General features: G+C 68.1%; 5 protein-coding genes and 1 pseudogene. 3 read left to right on the plus strand and 3 right to left on the minus strand.

Annotated elements, in window-relative coordinates; genetic code table 11:
* A pseudogene (locus tag ASG29_RS17640) lies at window positions 1-816 on the minus strand (chemotaxis protein); the annotation flags it as partial.
* A gap of 167 nt (window positions 817-983) precedes the next feature.
* Here ASG29_RS17640 and sdhC point away from each other — a divergent pair.
* Genes sdhC through sdhA form a run of 3 tightly spaced genes read left to right on the plus strand, consistent with a single transcriptional unit; the run spans window position 984 to window position 3,597 of the window.
* Complete coding sequence (gene sdhC, locus ASG29_RS15055; RefSeq protein WP_055986130.1) at window positions 984-1,421, plus strand: succinate dehydrogenase, cytochrome b556 subunit; 438 nt, start codon at window positions 984-986, stop codon at window positions 1,419-1,421.
* Entirely contained in the window at window positions 1,418-1,795 is a 378-nt protein-coding gene (gene sdhD, locus ASG29_RS15060) for a succinate dehydrogenase, hydrophobic membrane anchor protein (RefSeq protein WP_055986133.1), read from the plus strand. Before sdhC ends, sdhD begins: the two co-directional genes overlap by 4 nt.
* Window positions 1,795-3,597 (plus strand): succinate dehydrogenase flavoprotein subunit, encoded by a 1,803-nt coding sequence (gene sdhA / locus ASG29_RS15065; RefSeq protein WP_055986136.1) that lies wholly within the window; start codon window positions 1,795-1,797, stop codon window positions 3,595-3,597. The genes sdhD and sdhA overlap by 1 nt, the downstream gene beginning before the upstream one ends.
* A gap of 42 nt (window positions 3,598-3,639) precedes the next feature.
* Here sdhA and ASG29_RS15070 read toward each other — a convergent pair whose 3' ends face one another.
* Together ASG29_RS15070 and ASG29_RS15075 are read right to left on the minus strand one after the other, a co-directional pair.
* Window positions 3,640-3,963, minus strand: a complete 324-nt coding sequence (locus ASG29_RS15070; RefSeq protein WP_055986139.1) for a DUF5615 family PIN-like protein — start codon at window positions 3,961-3,963, stop codon at window positions 3,640-3,642.
* On the minus strand, window positions 3,960-4,158 hold a 199-nt coding region (locus ASG29_RS15075; RefSeq protein WP_055986142.1), incomplete at its 5' end, for a DUF433 domain-containing protein. The genes ASG29_RS15070 and ASG29_RS15075, both read right to left, overlap by 4 nt.

Here is a 4,158-nt window from a genome sequence, read left to right on the forward strand (position 1 = left end):
CCCCACCGCGTCGCCCGCCTGGTGCGCCGCGCGCGTCGCGATGTCGGCCGCGACCTCCACCTCGGCGCGCGCATCCTCGATCGCGCGGATCAGGCCCGCCGCGGTCGACGCCGCCTCGCGCATCGCCACCGCCGATTGCTCCGCCGCCGCCGCGACCTCGCTCGTCTTGCCCAGCATCCCGCGCGCCGACGACGACGCCGACGACGCCTGCACGTGCAGCGCGTCGCCGTCGCGCGTCGTGTCGGCCACCGTGGCGGAGATATTGTCGTGGAACACCGCGGCCAGCCGGTCGCGCTCGATCCGCGCGGCGTGATCGCCGTACGCGGCATAGATCGCGACCGTGATCTCTCCCTCCAGCGCGGACAATCGCATCAGCGTGTCGACCATCCGCAGCAGCGTCGCGGGATCGCGGTCGGACTGTCCCATCAGCACTTCCAGCGCGGCGCGGTCGCTGGCGGAGATCATCGACAGCAGCGCGGTCTTGCTCACGTCCGCCTCATAGGCCGCGGCGACCGACCGCTCGATCGATTCGACCCACGCCTTCTCCCGCGTGTGCAGGAAACGATTCTCCAGGAAGGTGCAGCCGATCGCGATCATCCGCTCGGTATCCCCCGTCGCCCAGATGCGGCCGTCGGCGAAGCAATGCCGCCATTGCTCCCAATAGGCGCGCGACACACCCTCGGCCGCGGGACGCAGGACCGCCCATGTCTCCCGGCTCGACGCCGCCAGTCCGCCGTCGACGTCGAACACGCGAAAGCGCGACAACAGGTCGAACGATGCTGCGACCGAACCGATTTCTGGCATGTCGTTGGCCAAGTAATTTCCCCTGTGGCGATCCACACCGGCCTAACTGCAAGGGGTTAAGGGGTAGTTAGCCATGGAGCGGCGCGTGCGCCGCGGCTTGCATCGCGCGCGGCGGCGCGGCATGGGCATCGCATCCGTCACTCGCCCATACGGGGCGCCCATCCGGGGATATCCGCGCCTTGGCCTCGAAGCCCGCATCCACATCCCGTCCGCGCAGCCCGCACCTGTTCCGCGGGCCGGGGAAATTCCACTATCGCTGGAGCGCGGCGATGACCGCGTCGATCCTGCATCGCGTCACCGGCGACGGCATGGCGACGGTGGGCACGGTGCTCCTGGTATGGTGGCTGGCCGCGATCGCGGCGGGGGAAGGCGCGTACGCCACGTTCGTCGACGTCTTCACGCTGTCGTCGGGCGCGCTCAACCCGCTCGGCTGGATCGTCGGCGTCGGGCTGACGTGGTCGCTGTTCCAGCATATGGCCAGCGGGACGCGCCACCTGGTCATGGACACCGGCGCGGCGTTCGAGCTGAAGGGGAACCGCCTGTTCGCCGCCGCGACCTTCGTCGTCTCGACGGTGCTGACGGTCCTGTTCTGGCTCTACCTGGGGGTGAAGGCATGACGACCGCACTCGGCCGCGTCCGCGGTCTCGGCAGCGCGCATCACGGCGTCACGCATTGGTGGCACCAGAAACTGACCGCGGGCACCAACGTCCTGCTGATGGCGTGGCTGCTGGCCAGCATCGCGATGCTGCCCGCCTACGATTATGCCACGGTCCGGCTGTGGCTGTCGTCGGCCTGGGTCGCGATCCCGATGATCCTGCTGATCGCGTCGGTCTTCTACCACTTCCGCCTGGGGTTGCAGGTGGTGATCGAGGATTACGCGCACAAACAGTCGCGCTTCGTCGCCATGGTCCTGCTGAACCTGTTCACCGCCGCCACCGCCGGCACCGCGATCTTCGCCATCTGCAAGGTCGCCTTCGGAAGCAACGCCTGATGCCCGCCTCCTACCAGATCATCGACCATACCTACGACGCGGTCGTCGTCGGCGCGGGCGGCTCCGGCCTGCGCGCCACGATGGGCATCGCCGAAAGCGGACTGAAGACCGCCTGCATCACGAAGGTGTTCCCGACCCGGTCGCACACCGTCGCGGCGCAGGGCGGCATCGCGGCGTCGCTCGGCAACAATTCCCCCGACCATTGGTCGTGGCACATGTTCGACACGGTCAAGGGCTCCGACTGGCTCGGCGACCAGGACGCGATCGAATATATGGTCCGCGAGGCGCCGCAGGCGGTGTACGAGCTGGAACATGCGGGCGTGCCGTTCAGCCGCAACGACAACGGCACGATCTACCAGCGTCCGTTCGGCGGCCATATGCAGAACATGGGCGAAGGCCCCCCGGTGCAGCGGACGGCGGCCGCCGCCGACCGCACCGGCCATGCGATGCTGCACGCGCTGTACCAGCAGTCGCTGAAGTACAACACCGACTTCTACGTCGAATATTTCGCGCTCGACCTCATTATGGAAGACGGCAAGTGCCGCGGCGTCATCGCCCTGTGCATGGAAACCGGCGCGATCCACCGCTTCCGCAGCCATGCGGTCGTGCTGGCCACCGGCGGCGGCGGGCGCGTGTACCAGTCGGCGACGTCGGCGCACACCTGCACCGGCGACGGCAACGGCATGGCGCTGCGCGCGGGCCTGGCGTTGCAGGACATGGAGTTCGTCCAGTTCCACCCCACCGGCATCTACGGCGCGGGCGTGCTGATTACGGAGGGCGCGCGTGGCGAGGGCGGCTACCTGACGAACAGCGAGGGCGAGCGGTTCATGGAACGCTACGCCCCGTCCGCGAAGGACCTCGCCAGCCGCGACGTCGTCGCGCGCTCGATGGCGATGGAGATGCGCGAGGGGCGCGGCGTGGGGAAGGAGAAGGACCACATCTTCCTCCACCTCGACCATATCGACCCCGCCGTCCTGCACGAACGCCTGCCCGGCATCACCGAAACCGGCAAGATCTTCGCCGGCGTCGACCTGACGCGCCAGCCGCTGCCGGTGACCCCCACGGTCCATTACAACATGGGCGGCATCCCCTGTAACTATCATGGCGAAGTCGTGAGGCTGAAGGACGGCGACCCCGACAGCGTCGTCCCCGGCCTGTTCGCGGTCGGCGAGGCCGCGTGCGTGTCGGTCCACGGCGCCAATCGCCTGGGCTCCAACAGCCTGATCGACCTCGTCGTCTTCGGCCGCGCCACCGGTCTGCGCCTGAAGGAGACGCTGAAGCCCAACACGTCGCACGACGCGTTGCCCAAGGGGTCGGAGGAGCAGTCGCTCACCCGCCTCGACCATTTCCGCAATGCCAAGGGCGGCACGCCCACGGCACTGGTCCGCGCGGACATGCAGAAGACGATGCAGAAGCATTGCGCCGTCTTCCGCGATACCGCGCTGCTGGACGAGGGCGTGACGCGGATCGAGGCGATCTACCAGGGGTTCCAGGACGTCGGCATCAAGGACCGCTCGCTGATCTGGAACACCGATCTGGTCGAAACGATGGAGCTGGACAACCTCATCGGCCAGGCCGTCGTGACGATGAAGAGCGCCGCGAACCGCAAGGAAAGCCGCGGCGCGCACATGCACGAGGACTTCCCCGATCGCGACGACGCGAACTGGATGAAGCACACGATCACGACGTTCGACGGCTGGGGCGGCAAGGGCGGCACGACGTCGATCGACTATCGCCCGGTCCACGACTACACGCTGACCGACGATATCGAATACATCAAGCCGAAGAAGCGGGTGTATTGAGGCGCGCACCCCGGCGAAAGCCGGGGGACCGCCATTTTTTCCTCAGCGAACCTCGACGAACCGCTCGCCGGACCCCAGCAACGCCTCGATCGCCGTCCAGCGCATGGTGAGCCACGCGTCGAGCGCCCGGTTGGTGGCGTTGCCGACACGCAGCCACAACAGGACGAAGCGGTCCGGCAGCCGGAGATAGACGAAATCCTCGTCCTTGGTGACCAGGATGGCGTCGCGGTCCACCGCCGCCTGCGCGATCGCATCGTCGGTGGCGGCGATCAGACCCATTGCGGCGACGTGGTCCGCCTCATGCCCACGCGCGGCGAACCATTCCACCAGTCGCGGCGGAAGCTGCGCGTCGATCAGGAACCTCATTCCGCCGCGGTGACGATCGCGTGATCCGCCTGCCGCGCCGCGAAACCGAGCGCGGCGATCACATCGTCGGTCGCGAGATACGGGAAGTCCGCCACGATCTCGCCGACGGTCGCGCCACCCGCCAGCATCTCCAGAACGTCCGTCACGCGCATCCGCGTCCCTGCGATCACGGGACGCCCGCCGCACACGGCGGGG

This window comes from Sphingomonas sp. Leaf412 (assembly GCF_001425405.1).
Lineage (GTDB): Bacteria > Pseudomonadota > Alphaproteobacteria > Sphingomonadales > Sphingomonadaceae > Sphingomonas.